Origin of the sequence: Mycobacterium kansasii ATCC 12478 (genome assembly GCF_000157895.3) — a bacterium.
Taxonomy (GTDB): domain Bacteria; phylum Actinomycetota; class Actinomycetes; order Mycobacteriales; family Mycobacteriaceae; genus Mycobacterium; species Mycobacterium kansasii.
Map to the genome: position 1 here is coordinate 1385723 of NC_022663.1, position 23520 is coordinate 1409242.

The following is a 23520-nucleotide window of genomic DNA, read 5'->3' on the forward strand; positions in this document are numbered from 1 at the left end:
CTATTTGACAGGCGGATGATGAACGGCTTCCACGCCGGTAATCGCCGGCCCGAGGAATCGCGCCGCCAGCCGGGTGAACGCTTCCGGGTCGCCGGTGGCTTCGAACACCCGGGTAGCCGGCGGCGCATCGTGCGGGCGCAGCAGGTCGCTCTGGGTCAGCACCCGGAGAACTTCTTTGGCGGTCTCCTCGGCGCTCGAGACCAGCGTGACGTGGTCTCCCATGGCCAGTTGAATGAGTCCGGACAGCAGCGGGTAGTGCGTACAACCGAGCACCAGAGTGTCCACCCCGGCACGCTGCAACGGCTCCAGGTAACCCTCCGCCAGCCCCAGCACCTGACGGCCACTGGTGACCCCACGCTCGACGAAATCCACGAACCGCGGACAGGCCACCGCGGTGATCTCGGTGTCGCGCGCGGCGGCGAACGCGTCTTGGTAGGCGTGGGAGGTGATGGTCGCGCGAGTGCCGATCACCCCGATGCGGCCGTTGCGGGTGGCAGCAACCGCGCGGCGGACGGCCGGCAGGATCACCTCGACGACGGGCACGTCGTATCGCTCCCGCGCGTCTCGCAAGCAGGCCGCGGACGCCGAGTTGCAGGCGATCACCAAAACCTTGACACCCCGGTCAACCAAGTCGTCGCCGATCGCCAACGCGTGTGCGCGGATCTCCGGGATGGTCAGTGGACCGTAGGGGCCGTTGCCGGTGTCACCGACGTAGATGATGTCTTCGTCGGGCAGTTGGTCGATGATGGCCCGCGCGACGGTCAGTCCGCCGACGCCGGAGTCGAAGATTCCGACGGGCGCCAACGGCGAGCTCATGTCTTCGGACGCAACTGCCGGTTGCCGGCCTTCTTCAGGGCGCGGGCTTTACGCTCCGGTACCGACAAGAGGTATGCCGCCACCACGCCGGCAAGCGCACCGCACAGATGTCCCTGCCATGACACCCCGCCGCACATGCCCAGTCGCGGAAGGGCTCCCAGCAGGACGCCACCATAGAAGAACAAGACCACCAAACCGATGACGATGTCCCAGACCTTGCGCACGAAAAGGCCGAACACCAACAGAAAGGTCAGCCAGCCGAAGATAAGCCCGGACGCTCCGATGTGGTCGGTCGGACCGCAGGTGCTGCCCACATTTCCGATGAGCCAGGTGCCGAAGCCGCCCAGGATCCACACGATCACCGTCGCCCAGACGAACCGCGACAATCCGGCCAGCGTCATCAGGAATCCCAAAACCAGCAAGGGAATGGTGTTGGCCATCAGGTGTGCCCAGTTGGCATGCAGCAGCGGCGCGAAAACAATGCCCCACAACCCGTCGGTTTTCAGCGGGCGGATGCCGTTGACGTCCAGCGAATGCCGCGACAGCTGGTCGATCAGTTCAACGAGATACAGCAGCCCGACGAACGTGAGGATGGTCGCCCCGCCGACGATCCAGCGCGGTCGCCTTTCCGGCTGCTTCGCGGGTGTTCGCGGATAGGCGGTCATTGGCGCCGCTCCTCCTCATCGCTATCGCTCGGCATCGTCGCCGGCGCGGGTCATGCCCACAGCTGCCCTTCCAGAGCGTTCTCGGCATCAGCAAGGCTACCGCCGTAGGCGCCGGTCGACAGATACTTCCACCCTGCGTCGGCAACCACCAAGGCAATGTCCGCGCGATTACCCGACTGGACGACATTTGCCGCGATTCCCAGTGCGGCGTGCAGCACCGCGCCCGTCGAGATACCCGCGAAGATGCCCTCGGCCGCCGCCAGTTCACGGGTACGGCGCACCGCGTCGTGCGCGCCCACCGAATACCGCGCGGTCAGCACCTCAGGGTCATACAGTTCGGGAACAAAGCCCTCGTCGATGTTGCGCAGCGCGTACACCCCCTCGCCGTAGCGTGGCTCGGCGGCCACGATGTGGATGCCGGGAACCCGCTCGCGCAGAAACCGGCCGGTACCCATCAGCGTGCCGGCAGTGCCCAGGCCGGCGACGAAATGGGTGATCTCGGGTAGGTCATCCAGCAACTCGGGACCGGTGCCGCGGTAATGCGCGTCCGTGTTGGCCGGATTGCCGTACTGGTACAGCATCACCCACGACGGGTTGGCGGCGGCAAGCTCTTTGGCCGCGGCCACCGCTGCATTGGATCCCCCCTCGGCCGGCGAAAAAATGATTCTCGCGCCGTACAGCTCCAGCAGCTGACGCCGTTCCACCGAGGTGTTCTCGGGCAGCACGCATATCAGCCGGTAGCCCTTCAACCGGGCCGCCATTGCCAGCGAGATACCGGTGTTGCCGCTGGTGGGCTCGATGATGGTGGCGCCGGGCGACAACCGCCCGTCTTGTTCGGCCTGTTCGATCATCCGCAGCGCCGGCCGGTCTTTGATCGATCCGGTCGGATTGCGGTCCTCGAGCTTGGCCCACAACCGCACGTGCGCTGCGTCGGCCTCGTCTACCCATCGTGGGGACAGCTGCCGCAGACCCACCAGCGGGGTGTTGCCCAGGGCCTGTAATAGCGAGTCGTAACGCGCCATGCGCTCCGCTTACCCGCCCGCCACGGCGGGCAGGATGGTGACCGAGTCGCCGTCGGACAGCACGGTGTCCAGACCACCGGAGAAGCGCACATCCTCGTCGTTGACGTAGACGTTCACAAAGCGGTGCAGCTTGCCGTTATCGATCAGCCGCTCGGAGATGCCCGCGTAATTGGCCTCGAGGTCGTTGATAACCGCGCCGAGCGTGTCGCCGGTCGCAAAGACGCGCTTCTGGCCGCCGGTGTGGGGTCGCAGGACGGTCGGGATGGACACCGTGACGCTCATGCAGGCCTTCCTCGCATTTTTCCGGGCACTTTTCCGGGATTTTCACAGATGCTCAGTACTGCTCGACGATATGGACAGGCTCTTCGGTGACGGCACCGGCGACGATGCGATAGCTACGTAGCTCACAACGCTCGGCATCACGGGTGGACACCAGCACATAATGCGCCTCGGGTTCCGCGGCCAGGCTGACATCCGTGCGGCTCGGGTAAGCCTCGGTCGCCGTATGCGAGTGATAGATGACGACCGGCACTTCGTTCGCGCTTTCCATGGATCGCCACACCTGGAGTTGCTCGCCGGAATCGAAACGGTAGAACGTCGGCGAGCGCTCCGCATTGGTCATCGGGATATGGCGCTGGGGACGGTCGGAACCCTCCGGCCCCGCCAGCAGCCCACAGGCTTCGTCTGGGTGATCGCGGCGCGCATGCGCGAGCATCGCATCGACCAGGTCGGCACGAATCACCAGCACCTCAGCCGTTCCCTTCCGCACGCGTTCCGAATGCTCCGGGCAACATGGCGCGGTAGCTCGGTATTCCGGCCACGGGCGCGGCGGCGATGACACCAGCCAAGACCGCTCGGGCCAGGCAATCGCCGGCGGCCGCTCCCACCGCGCTGACCAGCCCCGTCTCCGGTGAGAGAGCCGCGGGTAACCCGGGGTCCGGCGGCACCTCGACCGCACCGGTGGCCAGCGCGAAGACGGTATCGCCGTCCAGCGGCGTGTGGGCCGGCCGGATCGAGCGGGCCAGCCCGTCGTGAGCCGCGATCGCGACGCGCCGGCACGCCGCCGGACTCAGCACCGCGTCCGTCGCGACCACCCCAATGGTGGTGTTCATGGGGCTCGCCTCCGTCGGCAGCTGTGCTAACGCCTCGGCCTGCTCGGCGGGTGGTTTGGTCAGCTCGAACTCGTCGATCAGCTCCGCCATCCACGGCAGGCCGGTCGCCGGATCGACGACGTTGCCCACCGAGTTCACCACGACGACCGCGCCGACGGTCACGCCGGACGGCAGCGTGATGGACGCTGTGCCGACGCCGCCCTTCAGGAGGCCGGCGCGTGCGCCCACGCCCGCGCCCACGGTCCCGGTGGCGACATCGGTCCCCGCGGCGTCACAGGCCAGATAGCCGAAGTCAGCTCCCGGCCGGCAATTCCAGCCCCCGACCGGCAGGTCGAAGATCACCGCGGCCGGGACAATGGGCACCACCCCGGCGCCCCCCATACCGACAGTGACACCGCGTTGATGTTCCTCGAGCCAGCGCATGACACCGTCGGCGGCGGCCAGGCCATAGGCGCTGCCGCCGGCGAGCAGCACCGCGTCCACGAAGCGGACACTGTTGACCGGATCCAGCAGGTCGGTCTCGCGGGTTCCGGGCGCACCTCCGCGGCAATCGACCGCAGCGACCGTTCCGGGTGGCGGCAGCACAACGGTGACGCCGCACGCCCAGCCGGCACCGAGGGACGCATCGGGATCAAGCCGCTGGTAGTGGCCGACGCGGATACCGCCGACGTCGGTGATGGCGTTCATCCGGCTGCCGTCGCGGTCATCCGGCGGGTTTACCCATCAGCACCAGGACGAGGTACTCCTGCAGAACTGTCAGCCATTGGTAGACGTCGTAATGCGCCGCCATGGGATGGTCAGCCGGCAGCCGCTCAGGCCCCTGCGGGCCGACGTTGAGCAGCACTCCAAGAGTCAGCCGCAAGTCGTTGACGGCGGCAACCCAGGCGTTGGCATCGGACTCGGTCAGCTCGAACCGACCGCCGTTTTCCGGGACCGTCTGCAGCAACTGCTGTGCCGCACCGCGTTTGGCGTCGATGATGGCCGGCTCATGCAAACTGCGAAGGGCGGCGTTGAGCGTCTCGGAGGCATCGAGGGTCATCGGGTCGCCCGGATCCAGCTTGTAGAAATCCGGCAGCAGCCGACGCAGCGTCGGGTCACCCGGACGATCGGAGTGGCCGGTCTTTATGCCGGTAATCTCTTCGAGTTCGTCTGTCGGAGTAGTCGATTCGCGTTCATCGAACAGCCCGACCATCGCGCCGACCAGATTCTTGAGCAGGGCTGCCTCGTGGGGAGCCAAGGCGGATCGAAAACGGGGGCCGTTGCGGGTTTCGACGCGCTTCCATTTGCGCACGCTGGATCCGGATACCCTCGAAGCTCACCGGTCCTGCTGCATCGTCGCCCACAATCCGGCGGCGTGCAGTTTGGACACGTCGACCTCCATGGCCTCCCGGCTACCGGCCGAGACCACTGCCTTTCCCTCGTTGTGCACCTGCAGCATCAGCTTGGTGGCATGCGGCTCGCTGTAGCCGAACAACTTCTGGAACACATACGTCACATAGCTCATCAAGTTGACCGGATCGTCCCAGACGACGGTCACCCACGGACTGGCCGTCACATCGACCGGCGCGGATTCGCGTTGCCCGGTCGATCCGGGCTTGGCGGGCGCTGATGCAGCAACCATAGCCATAGGATAGCGAGCCACTGCGGTGGATACCGAGACCCCGACGCCAACCGATACGGTTGCGGGGTGAATGACTCGGCCTCCGCTGGGCTCCTGACCGACAAGTACGAGCTGACCATGCTGGCGGCCGCGCTGCGCGACGGCACAGCCAATCGCCGGACCACGTGGGAAGTCTTCGCCCGCCGGCTTCCCCCCGGCCGGAGGTACGGGGTGGTGGCCGGAACCGGTCGACTGCTGGAGCTGTTGCCGCAGTTCAGGTTCGACAACGACGCGTGCGAGTTGCTGGCCCGATTCCTCGACACCCAGACCCTGGATTACCTCCGGGATTTTCGCTTCTGCGGTGATATTGACGGCTACGCCGAAGGCGAACTGTACTTTCCTGGTTCCCCGGTTCTGTCATTGCACGGCAGTTTCGCCGAATGCGTGCTGCTGGAAACGGTGGTGCTGTCGATCTTCAACCACGACACGGCGATCGCATCGGCGGCAGCGCGGATGGTCAGCGCCGCCGGAGACCGCCCGCTGATCGAAATGGGCTCACGCCGGACGCATGAGCGCGCCGCCGTCGCCGCCGCCCGGGCCGCGTACGTCGCGGGCTTTTCGGGCTCGTCCAACCTGGAAGCCCAGCGGCGATACGGGATACCGACCGAAGGCACCGCCGCCCACGCGTTCACCATGCTTCACGCCCGCCGGGACGGCCCACCGGAAGTGGCCGAGTTAGCCGCATTCCGCGCGCAGGTCGAGGCGTTGGGCGCGGACACGACGCTGCTCGTGGACACCTATGACGTGACGATGGGCATCGCCAATGCTGTCGCGGCCGCCGGTACCGGGCTCGGTGCGGTCCGCATCGACTCCGGCGAGTTGGGCGTGCTGGCACGGCAAGCGCGCGATCAGCTCGACCGACTCGGCGCCCACCAGACCCGCATCATGCTCTCGGGCGACCTCGACGAGTTCTCCATCGCCGCGCTGCGCGCCGAGCCGGTCGACAGCTACGGCGTCGGCACGTCGCTGGTCACCGGTTCGGGTGCACCCACCGCGAGCATGGTCTACAAACTGGTCGAGGTCGACGGCATCCCGGTGCAAAAACGCAGCAGCCACAAGGAGTCCCGCGGCGGCCGCAAAGAAGCCCTGCGGCTGTCGAAGCCCACCGGCACCATCACCGAGGAGATCGTGCATCCGGCTGGGCGCCCGCCGGCCACCACCGAGCCGCACCGACTGTTGACCACGCCGCTGGTTCGCGGCGGGGACGTGGTCGCCGATACGGGTACCGCTGCGCTTGCGGCGGCACGCAAGCTCGTCGCATCCGGGTTGGGCAGCTTGCCTTGGGAGGGACTGAAATTGGCGCCCGGCGAACCGGCCATCCCGACGCAGACGATCTGACAAGGGATCTGACAAGGAGCACGCCACGCCTGGGTTGTCCGTTCAAGAGCTGCTGGCCGTCGCCGTGGCCGCGCTGGGTGGCAGCGAACGCCGCGGCCAGCTGGAAATGGCCAACGCCGTCGAGCAGGCTTTCACGACCGGCCAGCACCTCGTCGTCCAGGCCGGCACCGGCACCGGGAAGTCGCTGGCGTACCTGGTTCCGGCGATTGTCCGTGCGGTCGGCGACGACGGGCCCGTCGTGGTGTCTACCGCAACGATCGCCCTGCAGCGGCAACTCGTCGATCGCGACCTACCCCGCTTAGCCGATGCGCTCGCCACCGCACTGCCCCGCCGGCCGCAGTTCGCGTTGCTGAAGGGGCGGGGAAACTACCTGTGTCTCAACAAGGTTCATAACGGCAGCGCAACCAGTGACCCGGCCGGGGAGCCGCAGGAGGAGCTCTTCAACCCCATGGCCGTCACCGCCCTGGGCCGCGACGTGCAACGCCTCACCGAATGGGCGGCTACGACCGACTCCGGGGACCGCGACGACCTCAAGCCCGGCGTGGCTGACCGGTCGTGGTCGCAGGTCAGCGTCTCCGCACGGGAATGCATCGGCGTGGCCCGATGCCCGTTTGGCTCCCAGTGCTTCTCCGAACGGGCCCGCGCCAGGGCGGGCGCGGCCGACATCGTCGTCACCAATCATGCGCTGCTGGCCGTGGACGCCGTTGCCGAATCCTCGGTGCTGCCGGAGCACCGGCTGCTGGTGGTCGACGAGGCGCATGAGTTGGCCGACCGGGTGACCTCGGTGGCAACCGCTGAGCTGACGTCGGCGACACTCGGTGTGGCGGCGCGGCGGATCGCGCGGTTGGTCGGCCCCGAAGTGCTCGAGCGGTTGGAAGCGGCATCGGCGACGTTGTCCTCGGCGATCCACGACGCGTCACCCGGACGCATCGATTACCTCGACGACGAGTTGGCGACATACCTGACGGCGCTACGCGACGCAGCCGGCGCAGCCCGATCGGCGATCGACAGCAGCAGCGACGCGAAAGCGGCATCCGCCAGGGCCGAAGCCGCGGCGGCCCTGACCGACATCTGCGATACCGCATCGCGAATCCTGACGTCCTTCACCCCCGCCATTCCCGAGCGCACCGACGTCGTCTGGCTCGACCACGAGGAGAACCGCGGTTCGCCGCGCAGCGTGCTGCGGGTGGCCCCGCTGTCGGTCGCCGACCTGCTCGCCCGCCAGGTGTTCGACCGCTCGACGGCGGTGCTGACCTCTGCGACGCTGACGATCGGCGGCACCTTCGACGCGATGGCGGCGGCCTGGGGCCTGACGTCAGACCCGCCTTCGGATACCGGCTGGCGCGGGCTGGACGTGGGATCGCCGTTCCAGCACGCGAAGTCGGGAATTCTCTACGTGGCGGCCCATCTTCCGTCGCCCGGGCGGGACGGCACCGGATCGGCCGAGCAGCTGACCGAAATCGCCGAACTCATCACCGCGGCCGGCGGGCGCACCCTTGGCCTGTTCTCCTCGATGCGCGCGGCGCGAGCAGCAGCCGAAGCCATGCGCGACCGGCTTTCCACACCGGTGTTGTGCCAGGGCGACGACACCACCTCCGCGCTGGTCGAACAGTTCAGCGCCGACCCTGCCACCTCGCTGTTCGGCACGCTGTCGTTATGGCAGGGCGTCGACGTTCCCGGACCCTCGCTGTCGTTGGTCCTGATCGACCGCATCCCGTTTCCGCGCCCGGACGACCCACTGCTGAGCGCGCGCCAGCGCGCGGTGGCGGCTCGCGGCGGCAACGGTTTCATGACGGTCGCCGCCAACCATGCGGCGCTGCTGCTGGCGCAGGGCGCGGGCCGGCTGTTGCGCCGGGTCACGGACCGTGGTGTGGTGGCGGTGCTGGACTCGCGCATGGTGACCGCACGCTACGGGGACTACCTGCGAGCCTCGCTGCCCCCGTTCTGGCAGACCACCAGCGCCACGCAGGTCCGCGCGGCACTGCAACGACTGTCGGCCGCCGGCTGATCAGCCCCCGGCCAAGGTGACCAGCCCGAGCTCGTTGCCGTCGGCGAGCATCGGATGGCGCGGCAGCACGCGCACGGTGTACCCGACGGACCCCGCCAGCGGCAGCGGCGTAGTCGTCGAGAAGATGTGGCTGACGCCGTCAGTGCCGGTATGCGCCATATCGACGGTGGTCGGGTCCAGCAGCACGTCGCCGGTGTCGACCCTGCCCAGCACCGCTTGCACGGTCACCTCGTCGGGTTGCAGTCCGGCCAGCTGCACGATTGCGGTCAAGGTCAGCTTGGAGCCCAGCAGCGGAGTGTCGGGCAGCCCGGCGCTGTCCACGTCGGTGATCTCGATTTGCGGCCACGCTGCTGCGGCCCGCCGCCGGTAGGCGGCCAGCTCGCGGGCCCCGCCGAACTCGGTGCCGTCGTCGGCGACACCGATGGTCTTGCGCCACGAATGCGCCGCCGGCGCGTAGTAGTGCTCGACGTAGTCGCGCACCATGCGGGAAGCCAGCACTTTGGGCCCCAGCGTCTGCAGGGTGTGGCGCACCATCTCCATCCATCGCGGGGGAACGCCGCGTTCGTCGCGCTCGTAGAACTTCGGTGCCACCGCCTGTTCCAGCAGGTTGTACAGCCCACTGGACTCGAGGTCATCGCGTCGTTCCGGATCGGCCACGCCGTCGGCAGACGCTATCTCCCAGCCGTTTTCGCCGTCGTACCATTCGTCCCACCACCCGTCGCGGATGGACAGGTTCAGCCCCCCGTTGAGCGCACTCTTCATCCCTGAGGTTCCACACGCCTCCAACGGCCGCAACGGGTTGTTCAGCCACACGTCGCAACCCCAGTACAACAACCGGGCCATGGACATGTCGTAGTTGGGCAGGAAGGCGATGCGGTGGCGCACCTGCGGCCGGTCGGCGAAGCGCACCACCTGCTGGATGAGCGCCTTTCCCCCGTCGTCGGCCGGATGGGACTTGCCCGCAACGATCAGCTGTATCGGCCGTTCCGGGTCGAGCAGCAGCTTCTCGAGTCGATCCGGATCACGCAGCATCAGGGTCAGCCGCTTGTATGTCGGAACCCGGCGGGCGAACCCGATGGTCAACACATCCGGATCGAAAGCCGTTGCAATCCAACCCAATTCAGCTTCAGAGGCACCGCGTTCCAGCCATGACTGACGCAACCGCGCCCGAACGTCCGCAACCAGCAACGAGCGCAGCTGAGACCGGATCCACCACAGATGGCCGGCATCCACCTGCTGCAACCGCAGCCAGACGGCCGGCTCGGCGAAGGAGTCCGAACCGGCCAATTCGCGGCCCAGTTGCAGCCATTGCGGCGCGGCCCAGCTGCGGGCGTGCACCCCGTTGGTGATCGACCCGATCGGTACTTCGTCTGGGTCGAATCCGGGCCACAGCTCGTTGAACATGGCCCGGCTGACCCTGCCGTGCAGCAGCGAGACACCGTTAGCACGCTGCGCCAGCCGCAGACCCATGTGGGCCATGTTGAACTTGGTGGGATCGTCCTCGGCGCCCAGCGCGAGGATCCGATCGGTCGGCACCCCCGGCAGCAGCCTCGCCTCGTCATCGCCGAAGTAACGCTGCACCATGTCCACCGGGAACCGGTCGATACCGGCTGGCACCGGAGTGTGCGTGGTGAACACCGTGCTGGACCGCACCACCGTCAGCGCGGTATCGAAGTCCAATCCCGAATCTGTGATGAGTTCCCGGATGCGTTCGGCTCCCAGGAACCCGGCGTGACCCTCGTTCATGTGGTAAACCTCGGGGGACGGCAACCCCTGGATGGCGGTGAACGCGCGGATTGCCCGTATCCCACCGATGCCGGCCAAGATCTCCTGCTTGATCCGGTGTTCCTGGTCACCCCCGTAAAGGCGGTCGGTCACGCTGCGCAGCTCGTGCTCGTTTTCCGGGATGTCGGAATCCAACAGCAGCAGCGGAACCCGGCCCACCTGTGCGACCCAGATCCGCGCCCGCAGTTGCGCGGAATCCGGCAGCGCCAGCTCGACCAGCACCGGATCACCACTGGAATGGGTGAGCAGGCGCAACGGCAACCCGTGCGGATCCAACGACGGATAGGTCTCCTGCTGCCAGCCGTCAGCGGTCAGGGACTGCCGAAAGTATCCCGACCGGTAGTAGAGACCGACCGCGATCAGCGGCAATCCCAGATCCGATGCGGCCTTGAGGTGATCTCCCGCCAGGATCCCAAGGCCGCCGGAGTAATTGGGCAGCACCTCGGCAATGCCGAATTCCATCGAGAAATACGCGATGCTGGCGGGCAGCGTCAGCCCGGACGCAGCCGCGGTGCCCGCCTGCTCTTGTTGCTGATACCCCTGCTCTTGTTGTTGATACCCCTGCTCTTGTTGCTGATACCACAGTGGACGGCTCAGGTAGTCGTTGAGGTCGGCCGCCTGCTCGTCGAGGCGGCGCAGGAATTCCTCGTCGAGGGCCAACTCGTCCAGGCGTGCCGGTTTGACCGCACCCAGCACCGCCACCGGGTCGTTGCCGCAGCTTGCCCACAATGCCGGGTCGATGCTGGCGAACAGGTCCTGCGTGGCCTTTTCCCAGGACCACCGCAGGTTGGTCGACAACTGGTCCAGCGCGGCAAGACGGTCGGGCAAATGAGCACGGACGGTAAACCGGCGGAGGGCTTTCACGCGTCTTTACCTTACTGAGGATTCCGCCCGGCGCAGGGCACTCGGCGACAGGTTGGGCCCCGCCGGTGTGGCCGGACACTAGGGTGGGTATGGGGCGCTAAGACGAGCAGACAACGACACACGATGGACACCCCGGCGACACCGCTGTTGCTCGTCCCCGGGGTGACGAGCCCGGGAACGGGCGGCATGGGCCGAACTCGGGTTCCCCGCCTGCGTGGGCGAGCCACGAACAGAACGGAGTGATTGGTGCCCGGTCGTGTCGAGATCGATGACGTCCAGCCCGTCGTCTCATGTGGCGCCTACCCCGCCAAGGCAGTGGTGGGCGAGGTGGTGCCGGTCAGCGCCTCAGTATGGCGCGAGGGACACGAAGCAGTGGCCGCGACCCTGGTCGTGCGCTACCTCGGCCCGCGTTATCCGCTGGTCAGTGACGTGCGCAGGGTCTCGGCGGTGCGGGCGCTGGAGTCCGAGGCGACGGCCAGGCCGGCCGAGCAACAGCGCGTCAAACCGCTGTTGTTCCCGATGACGATGGGCCAGGAGCCCTATGTCTTCCACGGCCAGTTCACCCCCGACAGCGCCGGATTGTGGACCTTCCGGGTCGACGGTTGGGGTGACCCGGTACACACCTGGCGTCATGGCCTGGTCGCCAAACTCGACGCCGGCCAAGGCGAAAAAGAATTGTCCAACGATTTGCTGATCGGCGCCGCGCTACTCGAGCGCGCCGCCACCGGGGTGCCGCGCGCGCAACGCTGGCCACTGATGGAGGCAGCCGCGGCGTTGCGGAATCCCGGTGACCCGGTGACCCGCTCCGCACTGGCCCTGTCCCCGGAAATCGAGGACCTGCTCAAGACTTATCCGCTACGGGATCTGGTTACCCGCGGCGAACAGTTCGGCATCTGGGTCGACCGCCCGGTGGCCCGCTTCGGGGCGTGGTACGAGATGTTCCCGCGTTCCACCGGAGGTTGGGACGACGACGGCAAACCGGTACACGGCACGTTTGCCACCGCGGCGGCCGAACTGCCGCGCATCGCGCGGATGGGATTCGACGTGGTGTACCTGCCGCCGATTCATCCGATCGGCAAGGTGCACCGTAAGGGCCGCAACAACAACCCCACCGCCGCGCCCGGTGACGTGGGATCTCCGTGGGCGATCGGCAGCGACGAGGGCGGCCACGACGCCATCCACCCGGGCCTGGGCACCATCGACGATTTCGACGACTTCGTTGCCGCGGCGCGCGACCTGGGCATGGAGGTGGCCCTGGACCTCGCCCTGCAATGCGCGCCGGACCATCCGTGGGCACGTGAACACCGCAACTGGTTCACCCAGCTGCCGGACGGCACCATCGCCTACGCGGAGAACCCGCCGAAGAAGTATCAGGACATCTATCCACTCAACTTCGACAACGATCCCGCGGGACTCTACGACGAAGTGCTGCGCGTGGTACGACATTGGATCGACCACGGCGTCAAGTTCTTTCGAGTCGACAACCCGCACACCAAGCCACCCGACTTCTGGTCTTGGCTGATCGGTCAGGTAAAGACCATCCACCCCGACGTGTTGTTCTTGTCCGAGGCATTCACTCCGCCGGCCCGCCAGTACGGGCTGGCCAAACTGGGCTTCACGCAGTCCTACAGTTACTTCACCTGGCGCACGTCCAAGTGGGAGCTCACCGAATTCGGTAATGAGATCGCCGAATTCGCCGATTTTCGCCGACCCAACCTCTTCGTCAACACCCCTGACATCCTGCACGCCGTCCTGCAACACAACGGCCCCGGCATGTTTGCCATCCGCGCGGTCCTGGCGGCCACCATGGGTCCGGCCTGGGGCGTGTACTCCGGTTACGAGCTGTTCGAGCACCGGGCGGTGCGGGAAGGCAGCGAGGAATACCTGGACTCGGAAAAATACGAGCTGCGTCCCCGTGACTTCGCAGGCGCGCTTGCCGAAGGCAGGTCACTGGAGCCGTTCATCACGCAGCTCAACGCAATTCGGCGACTGCATCCCGCGCTGCAGCAGCTACGCACCATTCGTTTCCACCATGTCGACAACGAGGCGATGCTGGCCTACAGCAAGTTCGACCCGGCGACCGGAGACTGTGTCCTGGTGGTGGTCACGCTCAACGCCCTCGGGCCCGAGGAAGCAACCCTGTGGCTGGACATGGCCGCGCTGGGTATGGAGCCCTATGAGCGGTTTTGGGTCCGCGACGAGATAACCGGCCAGGAATTCAATTGGGGGCAAGCAAATTATGTTCGCATCGACCCGGCGCAAGCAGTCGCCCACGTCATCAACATGCCACTCATTCCGGAGGAATCCCGAGTCACACTGCTGCGCAGGAGGTGAGCGACGTGAGCCGATCCAATAGCCGAACCGATCAACTGCCCGGAACACACTTGGCGCCCGACCCCGCCGAGCTGGCGCGCCTGGTGGCCGGCGCCCACCACAACCCGCACAGCATCCTGGGCGCCCACGAATACGGCGACCACACGGTCATCCGGGCATTTCGTCCGCACGCGGCCAGCGTCGTCGCGCTCGTCGGTGACGACCAATTGCCGATGCAGCACATCGACGCCGGGCTGTTCGCGGTGGCGCTGCCCTTCGTCAACTTGATCGACTACCGGTTGCAGGTCAGCTACGAGGGCGCAGACCCCTATACGGTCGCCGACGCTTACCGCTTTCTGCCCACCCTGGGTGAGGTCGACCTCCATCTGTTCGCCGAGGGCCGCCACGAGCGACTCTGGGAAGTCCTTGGCGCTCATCCCCGCTCGTTCACCACGGCCGACGGTGACGTGGAGGGTGTGTCGTTTGCGGTGTGGGCACCCAATGCCAAGGGCGTCAGCCTGATCGGTGATTTCAACGGCTGGACCGGAAACGACGCGCCCATGCGCGTGCTGGGTTCCTCGGGAGTGTGGGAGTTGTTCTGGCCAGGTTTCCCGGCCGACGGCCTCTACAAGTTCCGGGTGCACGGCGCCGACGGCGTCGTGACCGATCGGGCCGACCCGTTCGCTTTCGGCGCCGAGGTGCCGCCCCAGACGGCATCGCGCGTGACGGTGAGTAACTACACCTGGGGCGACGCCGACTGGATGACTGGGCGTGCCCAGCGCAATCCGGTGTTCGAGCCGATGAGCACCTACGAAGTCCACCTGGGTTCCTGGCGTCCCGGGCTGAGCTACCGCCAGCTCGCCCGTGAACTGACCGATTACGTGGTGGAACATGGGTTCACCCATGTGGAGCTACTGCCCGTGGCCGAGCACCCCTTCGCCGGATCCTGGGGATACCAGGTCACGTCGTACTACGCGCCGACTTCACGTTTCGGCACCCCCGACGATTTCCGGGCGCTGGTCGACGCCCTTCACCAAGCCGGCATCGGGGTCATCGTGGACTGGGTGCCGGCCCACTTCCCAAAGGACGCCTGGGCGCTCGGACGCTTCGACGGCACTGCCCTCTATGAGCATTCCGACCCCAAACGTGGCGAGCAACTAGACTGGGGCACTTACGTTTTCGACTTCGGCCGTCCGGAGGTACGAAACTTTCTGGTAGCCAACGCGTTGTACTGGCTGCAGGAGTTTCACGTCGACGGCCTGCGGGTGGACGCGGTGGCATCGATGCTCTACCTGGATTACTCGCGTCCCGAGGGCGGCTGGACCCCCAACATCTACGGCGGGCGGGAGAACCTGGAGGCGGTGCAGTTCCTGCAGGAGATGAACGCCACCGCGCACCGGGTAGCGCCGGGCATTGTCACCATCGCCGAGGAGTCGACGTCGTGGCCGGGGGTGACGAGACCGACGAGCCTTGGCGGCCTTGGCTTTTCGATGAAATGGAACATGGGCTGGATGCACGACACGCTCGACTACATTCGTCGCGACCCGGTCTATCGCAGCTTTCATCACCATGAGATGACGTTCTCGATGCTGTATGCGTTCAGCGAGAACTACGTGCTGCCACTCAGCCATGACGAGGTGGTGCACGGCAAGGGGACGCTGTGGGGCCGGATGCCGGGTAACAACCACATGAAGGCCGCCGGGCTTCGCAGTCTGCTCGCCTACCAGTGGGCGCACCCGGGCAAACAACTGCTGTTCATGGGCCAGGAATTCGGCCAGCGTGCCGAATGGTCCGAGCAAAACGGTCTGGACTGGTTCCAGCTCGACGAACAAGGCTTCTCGAACGGAATCCTGCGTCTGGTGCGCGACATCAACGACATCTACCGCAACCACCCGGCACTGTGGAGCCAGGACACCGTTCCGGCGGGCTATTCCTGGATCGACGCCAACGATTCGGCCAACAACGTCTTGAGCTTCCTGCGCTACGGCAACGACGGCTCCGTGATGGCCTGCGTGTTCAACTTCGCGGGCACCGAGCACGGCGGCTACCGGCTCGGCCTCCCGGCGGCGGGCCGCTGGCGCGAGGTCCTCAACACAGACGCGACCGACTACAACGGGACCGGAGTGGGCAACCTCGGGGGCGTCGACGCCACCGACGACCCGTGGCATGGCCGCCCCGCATCGGCGGTGCTGGTGCTGCCGCCGACGTCGGCGTTATGGCTGGAGCCGGCCTAGCGCGAGCAGTCGCCAATCTGCTCGGCCCACCACTCAGTACCGCTCAGTACAGGGCGTTGGCAAGATTGCGCCGACCGGCGATGACTTCGGGGTCGGCAGGGTCGAACAGCTCGAACAGCTCGATCAGCCGAGTGCGCACCCTCGTGCGCTCATCGCCAGCAGTGCTGCGCACCAAGGCAACCAGACGATCGAACGCCCCGGTGACATCCTGGTTGAGGATTTGCACGTCGGCAGCCGCGAAGGCAGCCTCGATGTCATCGGGCGCGGCGTCGGCGACCAGGACCGCATCCGGCCGCTGTGCGGTTGCGCGGGTGAGGAAGTCGATCTGCCGGATCGCCGCCTTCGCTTCGACATTGCCCGGCTCGGCGTCCAGAATCGCTTGATAAGATTTCTTGGCCGCCTCGAAGTCACCGGCCTCGAGTTCCGCGCGGGCCTGCGCCACCGCCGGATCGACCTCGGTAAACTCTCCCGAACCCGTTGGGCCCCTGAGCTTTCCGGCTGTCGCCGATAACAGCGAGTCGAGCCAGCGTCGTAGCTGATCGGCGGGCTGAGGTCCTTGGAAGCTCGAGATCGGTTGCGCCGCAGCCAGTGCCACCACGGTCGGGACCGCCTGTACGCCGAATATCTGAGCCACTCTGGGCGCAACGTCGACGTTGACCGTCGCCAGCTGCCAGGTGCCCTGATCGGCTGCGGCCAGGCCAGACAACGTATCGAGCAGATCAACGCACACGTCGCTGCGCGGTGACCACAGCAGCACCACGACGGGCACCTCATCGGAGCGGGCGATCACCTCGTCTTCGAAATTGGTTTCGGTGATCTCGACCGCACCGGGCTGAGCCGAAGGTGTCCGGCCGGCAGCCCCGGCTGTTGCAGCGTTTTGTTGAGCTCGTTGTTTGAGACCGGAAAGGTCGACCGCACCGGCCATGGCAGGCCCGATCGGAGGTCGGGGACGTGTCACGTCATCAAGTCTGTCACGCCGGGGTCGCACACCGTACAGCCGGTGGCGGCGACCGTCATCCGACGGCGGAAATCATCACCGAAGAGTGGCCTGAGCGGTCGCGGCCACGATATATGACGAAAATCACATCGGCACCCGACGAACGGATCCCAGCAACGTCGCCGCGCCTGTCGGCGCTAGCCGGCCCGCAAGATCAGCGCGTCACCCTGGCCACCCGCACCACACAGGGCCGCAACGCCGTAACCGGAGCCGCGACGGGCCAGTTCGAGTGCCACGTGCAGCGTGATGCGCGCGCCCGACATCCCGATGGGATGACCGACGGCAATCGCGCCACCGTTGACATTGACGATCTCGGGATCAACCCCCAGCTCTCTCGTCGAAGCCAGCGCGACCGCGGCGAACGCCTCGTTGATCTCGATGACGTCGAGCTGGTCGACCGAGATGCCCTCACGCTGGAGCGCCTTTTTGATCGCGTTGGCCGGTTGCGACTGCAACGTCGAATCCGGGCCGGCCACGACTCCATGCGCGCCGATCTCGGCCAGCCACGAAACTCCCAGCTCCTGGGCCTTTTCTTTGCCCATCACCACGACCGCGCAGGCGCCGTCCGAGATCTGCGAGGCCGAGCCCGCGGTGATGGTGCCGTCCTTGCGAAACGCCGGCTTGAGACCGCCCAACGAATCGGCGGTCGTATTGGCCCGGATCCCTTCGTCTTCGCTGAACTGCAGTGGATCGCCTTTGCGCTGCGGAATACTCACCGGCACCACTTCGTCGGCGAACACCCCGTCCTTCCATGCAGCGGCCGCTTTCTGGTGTGACTGCGCCGCGTACTCGTCCTGCTCAGCGCGGGTGAACTTGTCGACGTCGTTGCGTTGCTCGGTGAGCGCGCCCATGGGCTGATCGGTGAAAACGTCGTGCAGACCGTCGTAGGCCATGTGGTCGAGAACCGTGACGTCGCCGTACTTGTAGCCGGCCCGGCTGTCCATCAGCAGATGCGGGGCCTTCGTCATCGACTCCTGACCCCCGGCAACCACCACGTCGAATTCTCCAGCACGAATCAGCTGGTCAGCAAGCGCGATGGCGTCGATGCCGGACAGACACATCTTGTTGATGGTCAGCGCCGGCACATCCCAGCCGATGCCCGCCGCAACCGCCGCCTGCCGTGCGGGCATCTGTCCCGCACCCGCGGTGAGCACCTGGCCCATGATCACGTACTCGACTAGAGATGCCGGATTTTCCACACCTGGGAACGCTTTTTCCAGGGCAGCCCTGATGGCGATGGCGCCCAGGTCACTGGCGCTGAAATCCTTCAGCGAACCCATCAACTTACCGATGGGCGTCCGGGCTCCAGCAACGATCACCGACGTCGTCATGACTACCTCCTAAGAGCGTGGGAACGGCCGATCCAGCCAACCCGGAGAAGCAGATTCTTTCCCATGAGGTTACCGTTGTGTTATGACCACCGATCAAGTTGACGCCCGTCAGGTTGTGGCCACCTCCTTGGTGACCGGGCTGGATCACGTCGGCATCGCCGTCGCCGATCTGGACGCGGCGATCGAGTGGTACCACGAACACCTCGGCATGATCCTGGTGCACGAGGAGCTTAATGACGACCAGGGAATCCGCGAAGCCATGCTTGCGGTGCCGGGCTCCACAGCCCAGATTCAATTGATGGCCCCGATGGATGAATCGTCGGCGATCGCAAAGTTTCTGCAAAAGCGCGGACCGGGCATCCAGCAGTTCGCGTGCCGGGTCGCCGATCTTGACGCCCTCAGCCGCCGACTGCGCTCGCAGGGCGTCCGTTTGGTGTACGAGGCTCCCCGGCGTGGCACGGCGAATTCCCGAATCAACTTCATCCATCCCAAGGACGCCGGCGGCGTGCTGATCGAACTGGTCGAGCCTGCTCGCTGAGCGCCGGAGCTAAGACCACTTACGGGTCGGTCCACGAGTCGAACGGTTAGCCCAACATGGGGTGTGCCAGTGCCGGCGGTCTTCGACAGCTTCCGGTTTTTCAGCGGGCCATACCACTACATGCGCAGTTCCCGAACGGATTTCGTGATCGCACCCGGGACACCGGTAGGTTTTGAGGGCACGCGCAGCCGCGATCGCACGGACTTCGTAGTCGTAGCCATCCGGCCCGGTCTCGACCCGGCGCGGGATCGGCGACGGCGCGACCGGCTGCTGCCGAATCGGACGACTACGACGGCGAGCCATTGTCAGAACAGCCGGTACTCGTCATTGTCCATACCGCGCATCTTGTCGTAATCCAGTGTGAGGCAACGGATGCCGCGGTCAGTAGCCAAGGTGCGGGCCTGCGGCTTGATCTGTTGAGCGGCGAACACACCCTTGACCGGCGCGAGAACGCTGTCGCGATTGAGCAACTCGAGATATCGGGTGAGCTGCTCCACCCCGTCGATCTCGCCGCGCCGCTTGATCTCCACTGCCACGCAGCCGCCACGTTCGTCGCGGCACAGCAGATCGACCGGCCCGATCGCGGTCATGTACTCGCGACGGATCAGCGTGTAGCCCTCACCCAGGAGTTGAACGTGCTCGGCGAGCAATGCCTGCAAATGGGCCTCGACGCCGTCCTTCACCAGTCCGGGGTCGACACCCAACTCGTGACTCGAGTCGTGTTCGATCTCTTCGACGGTGATGCGCAACTGTTCGCCGGACTTGTTGGTGACCACCCACACCGGTGATTGCGGGCCCGATTCCTCGGTCAGCCAGCAGGGGGGACTCATCCAGTTCAAGGGTTTGTAGGCGCGGTCGTCGGCGTGCACGCTGACCGACCCGTCGGCCTTGAACAACAGCAACCGGCGCGCGGACGGCAGATGCGCAGTAAGCCGGCCGACGTAGTCGACCGTGCATTGGGCAATGACGAGACGCACCCGACTCACCTTAGCCTCGGCCTTGCATCGGGTCACGGATTGGCCTGTGTGGATGCTGTTTTCGAAGATGCGACTTGTCCGGCCGGTGTCGGCGGCTTGGATGGGGCCGTCCTGGATGGTGATGGATCAGTGCAACGTCGCGGTCTCGCAGCGGGCGTTTTCGGGTTGCTCTGCCGGAAAATGCCTCTTCCGCAGATGCGCAGCGAAACTCAGACAATTCGATGCTGCGCTGCGGGACAGGATCTTTCGGCTATCGACAGCCATTACCGACACACTTCCGCGGAAAATCAGTCAGAGCCGGTCCGACAACTTAGGCTGTTGCCACGATGTCGTCCCAGAAGGCCGTGGCGCAGCGCTTGGATCGGGTGCTTGATAAAGTGGCCCGCTGGTTCCGCTGGCCGTCAGAAACCCCTGCTTACGGGTCTTGGCTGCTCGGACGTGCATCGGAAAGCCAGCAACGTCAGCGGATACGCATCCAGGTGATGATGAGTGTCACCATTCTGGCCGCGCAATTGGTCGGGATCACCATCGCGGCTCTGCTGCTGACGGTTGCCTTCCCGAAACCGAGCGTGATCTTCGACGCGCCGCGTTGGCTGTCCTTCGGGCTCGTACCCGCCTATAACGTGCTCGCTGTGGTGCTGGGCGCACTTTGGCTTACCCGGCAAACAACTCGCGCATTGCGATGGGCAATCGAGGAACGCACACCAACCCCAGACGAGGCACGCGACACGTTCCGCATCCCAGCGCGCGTGTCGCTGGCGGTTCTTTTCGTATGGGGATTCGGGATGGCCTTGTGGACCACCCTCTACGGCATGGCCAACCCAGTATTTATCCCGCGGTTCCTGTTTTCGATGAGCGTGGTCGGCGTCCTCGTGGCCACCAGCAGCTATTTGTTATCCGAATTTGCGCTGCGCCCGGTGGCCGCCCGGGCGCTCGAAGTAGGACCAACGTCGCGATCCCTCGTGCCAGGCATCATGAGCCGCACCATGGTGGTATGGCTGCTCTGTTCGGGCCTACCCAATATCGGTATCGCCCTCACCGCGCTATTCGAAAATACGTTTTGGGAGCTCGAGAATGACCAGTACATCGTTTCAGTGCTGATCTTGTGGACGCCCGTTATGGTTTTCGGGTTCGTCCTGATGTGGATGCTTGCCTGGATGACAGCAACGCCCGTGGGCGTGGTACGCGCGGCGCTCAAGCGCGTCGAGCAGGGCGACTTGGCTGGCGATCTGGTGGTGTTCGACGCCACCGAACTCGGTGAGCTGCAGCGTGGATTCAACGCGATGGTCCACGGCCTGCGTGAGCGTGAACGGGTGCGTGATCTCTTCGGCCGGCACGTCGGCCGTGAGGTCGCCCTCGCCGCCGAACGCCAGCCGCCGAAACTTGGCGGTGAAGAGCGTCACGTCGCCGTGGTGTTCATCGATATCGTCGGCTCGACCAAGTTGGTGACCAGCCAACCCCCGGCCGACGTCGTGCAGTTGCTGAACCGGTTTTTCGCAGTCGTCATCGACGAGATCGACCGTCATCGCGGCTTGGTGAATAAGTTCCAGGGCGACGCGTCGCTTGCCATCTTCGGCGCCCCCAACCACCTTGACCGACCCGAAGACCAGGCCCTGGCCGCCGCACGCGCCATCGCCGAACGACTGGCCAACGAAGTTCCCGAGTGCCCGGCGGGCATCGGCGTGGCATCGGGACAAGTGGTCGCCGGCAATGTCGGCGCCAACGAACGGTTCGAATACACCGTGATCGGCGAGCCGGTCAACCAAGCGGCCCGGCTTTGCGAACTGGCCAAATCACATCCGGGTCAACTGTTGGCGACCGCCGACACCGTGCGGGGCGCAACCGAACACGAGAGTGCCCTGTGGTCCCTGGGCGAGGTCGTGACACTTCGCGGGCACGACCAGCAAACCCGGCTGGCATCGCCGGTACAAGCCGGGTAGCAAGCCACCGACCGGAGCAACCCAGTCGCCAACCAACACTGCTAGCGGGCAACTGCCGAATTCGGAGCTTCGAGATCGACGCCGCGCCCGATCACCACATGCATTGCCGAGAACCGAAAGGCCAATGACTGCAGCTATTTTCGAATCGCACCACGAGGCCATCACCAGGGTTTACTCGTTGCCCGCAACCAGACCGACCCGAACCACTCGGGGCAGCACGTCAGCCACGCGAATGATGCGAGATTAGACTGACGCCACAATGGTGGCCGAGGAAAGTATGGCGCAACGTTTGGGCCGGGTACTTGAGACGGTGACCCGTCAGAGCGGCCGGCTATCAGAGACCCCCGCCTACGGCTCCTGGCTGCTCGGCAGGGTATCGGAGGACCAACGGCGCCGGCGGATACGCATCCAGGTCATCTTGACGGTGATGGTGGTGGCGGCAAACGTGATCGGGATAGCGGTCTCCATCCTGTTGGTAACGGTCGCGATTCCCGAGCCGAGTGTCTTTTCCGATGCGCCGTTGTGGGTGTCGTTCGCCGTTGTACCGGCCTACATCGTGGTGGCGTTGGCGCTCGGAGCGTATTGGATCACGCGACGAACTGTGATCGCGCTGCGCTGGGCAATCGAGGAACGCCCGCCAACCCACGACGACGAGCGCAACACCTTCCTGACACCCTGGCGGGTCGCCATCGTCGACTTGATCCTCTGGGGAGTCGGCGCGGCGCTGCTGACGACGCTCTACGGCATGGCCAACACCATGTTCATCCCCCGCTTCCTCTTCGCGGTGAGCTTTTGCGGACTCCTGGTCGCCACCGGGAGCTACCTGCTCACCGAGTTCGCGTTACGTCCGGTAGCGGCCCAGGCGCTCGAGGCGGGACCGCCGCCCCGGCGACTGGCATCGGGAATCATGGGGCGAACCATGATGGTGTGGCTGCTGGGATCGGGTGTTCCCATCGTCGGCATTGCCCTGATCGCGATCTTCCAGATCGGGATGCGGAATCTCACGGCAACCCAGTTCGCGGTCGGCGTGCTTATCGTGTCGATGGCAACATTGGTCTTCGGGTTTGTCCTGATGTGGATCTTGGCCTGGCTCACGGCGACACCGGTACGCGTGGTCCGAGCGGCACTGCAGCGCGTGGAACGAGGGGATCTCCGCGGCGACCTGGTGGTGTTCGACGGAACCGAGCTCGGTGAGCTGCAGCGTGGTTTCAACGCGATGGTCCACGGCCTGCGGGAGCGCGAGCGGGTGCGTGACCTGTTCGGCCGCCATGTCGGACGTGAGGTCGCGCTTGCCGCCGAGCGGGAGCGGCCGAAACTGGGCGGGGAGGAACGCCACGTCGCCGTGGTGTTCCTTGACATCGTCGGCTCGACCAAGTTGGTGACCAGCCAACCCCCGGCCGAGGTCGTGCAGTTGCTCAACCGCTTCTTCGCGATCGTGGTCGAAGAGGTCGATCGCCATTACGGGCTGGTCAACAAGTTCGAGGGCGACGCCTCGCTGGCCATCTTCGGTGCCCCCAACCATCTGGACCAACCCGAAGACCAGGCGTTGGCCTGTGCGCGGACCCTGGCTCAGCGGCTGGCCGAGGAAATGCGGGAGTGCCAGGCAGGCATCGGGGTGGCGTCCGGACAGGTCGTTGCCGGCAATGTGGGCTCCAAGGAGCGGTTCGAATACACCGTGATCGGCGAGCCGGTGAACGAAGCGGCCCGACTGTGCGAACGCGCGAAATCACGCCCCGGCAAGTTACTGGCTTCGGCGCAGACCGTCGAGGCAGCGAGCGAAAGTGAGCGTGCCCATTGGACTTTGGGAAGACACGTGAAGCTTCGTGGGCACAAGCAGCCGACTCGACTGGCATCGCCGATCGAACCGGCCACACCGCGTAGGTGACCTCCGGCCACCCGCCCGGGCGCGACGGTGCCTAC

The 23520-nt window shown here is 65.8% G+C and carries 20 protein-coding genes; 7 read left to right on the forward strand and 13 right to left on the reverse strand.

The features are described 5' to 3' along the window. The 8 genes from murI to clpS are packed head-to-tail and all read right to left on the reverse strand — an operon-like array spanning position 1 to position 5236. Positions 1-816, reverse strand: coding sequence for a glutamate racemase (gene murI, locus MKAN_RS05920; RefSeq protein WP_023366180.1), 816 nt, complete (start codon positions 814-816; stop codon positions 1-3). After that, positions 813-1481 (reverse strand): rhomboid family protein, encoded by a 669-nt coding sequence (locus tag MKAN_RS05925; RefSeq protein ID WP_023366182.1) that lies wholly within the window; start codon positions 1479-1481, stop codon positions 813-815. Before MKAN_RS05925 ends, murI begins: the two co-directional genes overlap by 4 nt. Positions 1482-1531: 50 nt before the next feature. Then, complete coding sequence (locus tag MKAN_RS05930) at positions 1532-2503, reverse strand: cysteine synthase (protein WP_023366184.1); 972 nt, start codon at positions 2501-2503, stop codon at positions 1532-1534. Between the two features lie 9 nt (positions 2504-2512). After that, positions 2513-2785, reverse strand: coding sequence for a MoaD/ThiS family protein (locus MKAN_RS05935; protein WP_023366186.1), 273 nt, complete (start codon positions 2783-2785; stop codon positions 2513-2515). A gap of 52 nt (positions 2786-2837) precedes the next feature. Continuing rightward, positions 2838-3218 (reverse strand): M67 family metallopeptidase, encoded by a 381-nt coding sequence (locus tag MKAN_RS05940; protein ID WP_230589265.1) that lies wholly within the window; start codon positions 3216-3218, stop codon positions 2838-2840. Between the two features lie 34 nt (positions 3219-3252). Next, entirely contained in the window at positions 3253-4302 is a 1050-nt protein-coding gene (locus tag MKAN_RS05945; RefSeq protein ID WP_023366190.1) for a P1 family peptidase, read from the reverse strand. Positions 4303-4318: 16 nt separating this feature from the next. Continuing rightward, positions 4319-4906 carry an oxidative stress transcriptional regulator AosR gene (gene aosR, locus MKAN_RS05950; RefSeq protein WP_023366192.1) on the reverse strand — a complete coding sequence of 196 codons (588 nt, stop codon included), beginning with the start codon at positions 4904-4906 and terminating at the stop codon, positions 4319-4321. A gap of 24 nt (positions 4907-4930) precedes the next feature. After that, entirely contained in the window at positions 4931-5236 is a 306-nt protein-coding gene (gene clpS / locus MKAN_RS05955; RefSeq protein WP_023366194.1) for an ATP-dependent Clp protease adapter ClpS, read from the reverse strand. Positions 5237-5353: 117 nt separating this feature from the next. Here clpS and MKAN_RS05960 point away from each other — a divergent pair, with 117 nt between their 5' ends. Next, positions 5354-6613, forward strand: a complete 1260-nt coding sequence (locus tag MKAN_RS05960) for a nicotinate phosphoribosyltransferase (RefSeq protein ID WP_230589266.1) — start codon at positions 5354-5356, stop codon at positions 6611-6613. Between the two features lie 34 nt (positions 6614-6647). Further along, positions 6648-8621, forward strand: coding sequence for an ATP-dependent DNA helicase (locus MKAN_RS05965; protein WP_023366198.1), 1974 nt, complete (start codon positions 6648-6650; stop codon positions 8619-8621). On the opposite strand, the gene glgP is transcribed toward MKAN_RS05965, so the two are convergent. Beyond that, positions 8622-11270 (reverse strand): alpha-glucan family phosphorylase, encoded by a 2649-nt coding sequence (gene glgP / locus MKAN_RS05970; RefSeq protein WP_023366200.1) that lies wholly within the window; start codon positions 11268-11270, stop codon positions 8622-8624. Between the two features lie 246 nt (positions 11271-11516). Between glgP and MKAN_RS05975 the strand changes: the two genes are divergently transcribed. Continuing rightward, positions 11517-13604: an alpha-1,4-glucan--maltose-1-phosphate maltosyltransferase gene (locus tag MKAN_RS05975; protein ID WP_023366202.1), complete on the forward strand. Its 2088-nt coding sequence runs from the start codon at positions 11517-11519 to the stop codon at positions 13602-13604. A gap of 5 nt (positions 13605-13609) precedes the next feature. Further along, positions 13610-15817 (forward strand): 1,4-alpha-glucan branching protein GlgB, encoded by a 2208-nt coding sequence (gene glgB, locus MKAN_RS05980; protein ID WP_036392867.1) that lies wholly within the window; start codon positions 13610-13612, stop codon positions 15815-15817. Positions 15818-15860: 43 nt separating this feature from the next. On the opposite strand, the gene MKAN_RS05985 is transcribed toward glgB, so the two are convergent. Next, entirely contained in the window at positions 15861-16775 is a 915-nt protein-coding gene (locus MKAN_RS05985) for a thioredoxin family protein (protein WP_023366206.1), read from the reverse strand. 176 nt (positions 16776-16951) lie between these two features. Then, positions 16952-18145, reverse strand: coding sequence for an acetyl-CoA C-acetyltransferase (locus MKAN_RS05990; RefSeq protein ID WP_023366207.1), 1194 nt, complete (start codon positions 18143-18145; stop codon positions 16952-16954). An 82-nt stretch (positions 18146-18227) separates the two neighbouring features. Between MKAN_RS05990 and mce the strand changes: the two genes are divergently transcribed. Beyond that, positions 18228-18683 (forward strand): methylmalonyl-CoA epimerase, encoded by a 456-nt coding sequence (gene mce, locus MKAN_RS05995; RefSeq protein ID WP_023366209.1) that lies wholly within the window; start codon positions 18228-18230, stop codon positions 18681-18683. Positions 18684-18692: 9 nt separating this feature from the next. Here the strand turns inward: mce and MKAN_RS29340 are convergent, their stop codons facing one another. Next, entirely contained in the window at positions 18693-18986 is a 294-nt protein-coding gene (locus MKAN_RS29340; protein WP_080674020.1) for a hypothetical protein, read from the reverse strand. Between the two features lie 2 nt (positions 18987-18988). After that, positions 18989-19660: an endonuclease NucS gene (gene nucS / locus MKAN_RS06000; protein ID WP_036392865.1), complete on the reverse strand. Its 672-nt coding sequence runs from the start codon at positions 19658-19660 to the stop codon at positions 18989-18991. 326 nt (positions 19661-19986) lie between these two features. On the opposite strand from nucS, the gene MKAN_RS06005 reads away from it, so the two are divergent. Both MKAN_RS06005 and MKAN_RS06010 read left to right on the forward strand, forming a co-directional pair. After that, positions 19987-21600, forward strand: coding sequence for an adenylate/guanylate cyclase domain-containing protein (locus tag MKAN_RS06005; protein WP_023366213.1), 1614 nt, complete (start codon positions 19987-19989; stop codon positions 21598-21600). A gap of 259 nt (positions 21601-21859) precedes the next feature. Further along, positions 21860-23485, forward strand: a complete 1626-nt coding sequence (locus tag MKAN_RS06010; protein ID WP_023366215.1) for an adenylate/guanylate cyclase domain-containing protein — start codon at positions 21860-21862, stop codon at positions 23483-23485. The last annotated feature ends 35 nt before the right edge of the window (positions 23486-23520 follow it).